The 1,669-nt window shown below is 70.0% G+C and carries 1 protein-coding gene and 1 pseudogene; both read left to right on the top strand.

The features are described from left to right. A pseudogene (locus U9983_RS23350) lies at positions 1-585 on the top strand (sialidase family protein); the annotation flags it as partial. Between the two features lie 172 nt (positions 586-757). After that, positions 758-1,669: AAA family ATPase (locus U9983_RS23355; protein WP_322756077.1), on the top strand; the 912-nt coding region annotated here is incomplete at its 3' end.

Genomic DNA, 1,669 nt, shown 5'->3' on the forward strand with positions numbered 1-1,669 from the left:
GACGTCGTGGCGGTGCCCGGCGGCCTGCTGGCCGTCGGCGTCGACCGCGGCACCGATCACGACGGGGATGTCGCCGTGTGGCGCTCCACCGACGGCCAGACCTGGCGGCGGGAAACGGTGACGGGGGCCGGCGGTCTGGGCACCCAGACCGCCGACCGGGTCGTGGCGCTGCCCGGCGGCACCCTGTTCGCGGTGGGTCAGGAACCCGAGGGTGCCGGTACATCGGCCCACTTCCGCCGGTCGGCGGACGGAAGAAGTTGGCAGGATGCGCCGACCGACCTACCGCCCGACGCGGTCGTCACCGTCCTGGCCCTCACATCCAACGGTCGGCTGATGGCCGGTGGGTCGATCCTCGACACCCCCGGCAGGCGCCGACCGGTGATCTGGCTCTGCGACGAGCAGATGCGCAACTGTCAACGACAGGACGTCATCCCGCCACAGCAAACGCCTCCAGAGCAGACGCCGAGTATCAGGATGTATACATCATCAGTCACGGGTGCGACCATCACCGCCGCAGGCACGTCCGATGCGTCCGGTGACTCCCGCGCGACCGTATGGACCCTGGTGCTCGACCAACCCCGGTGAGACGGCACCGGCCGGTAAGACGGCGTCGGCTGAGACGGAGGTCACCGAGTGCGACAAGCACACAGGTTCGGCCGCGGCGAGACAACTCCCGGAGCTCCCAACACGGCATGCGGCGCACCGTAGAGTGACCAGGCGACGGCCATTGCCGGAGCCGGTGGAGGGTGGGCAAGCCATGAGGCGACGGTTCAACACGGCGGGGCCGTGCCTGCCCACGTACCACTACATGATTCCGGCGTTGGGGCGGCTGCCGGAGGCGCCCGATCTGGTCGCCCAGATGGGCTATTTCGTGGTACACGCCCCGCGGCAGACGGGGAAGACGACCACGCTGCGGGCACTGGCCGAGGAGCTGACCGCCGGCGGCGAGTATGCGGCGCTGGCCTTCTCGTGTGAGGTTGGGCGAGCCGCGGGCGACGACTACGGCGCTGCGGTGCGTGGCATCCTCGACAGGATCCGGATCCGCGCCGAGACCGCCCTGCCCGCGGAGCTGCGCCCACCCCCCTGGCCGGAGGCGTCCGACACGGGCTTGCTTGCGGCGGCGCTTGCGGCGTGGGCACATGCCTGCCCGCGGCCGCTGGTACTGTTTTTCGACGAGATCGACGCGTTGCATGGTGCGAGCCTGGTCAGCGTGCTCAGCCAGCTTCGGGACGGGTTCAACGAGCGTCCGGATGGGTTTCCCGCCTCGGTGGCGTTGTGTGGGCTGCGCGACGTGCGCGACTATAAGGCCGCCTCGGGTGGTGACCCGTCCCGGCTCGGTACCGCCAGCCCGTTCAACATCAAGCTCAAGTCGCTGCGGCTGGGGGATTTCACCCCGAGCGAGGTGGCCGAGTTGTACGCCCAGCACACGGCCGAGACCGGGCAGGTGTTCACCCCGGCGGCGGTGGCGCGGGCGGTCGAGCTGACCGCGGGGCAGCCGTGGCTGGTCAACGCGTTGGCTAACGAGATCGTCGAGGAGCTCGCGGTCCCGGCCACAGAGCCGATCACGGTGGACCATGTGGAGCAGGCCAAGGAACGGCTGATCCTGGCCCGCGCCACCCATCTGGACTCGTTGGCAGCCAAACTCGTCGAACCGCGGGTGCGTCGGGTC

It is taken from the genome of Protofrankia sp. Cas3, from assembly GCF_963555955.1.
Lineage (GTDB): Bacteria > Actinomycetota > Actinomycetes > Frankiales > Frankiaceae > Protofrankia.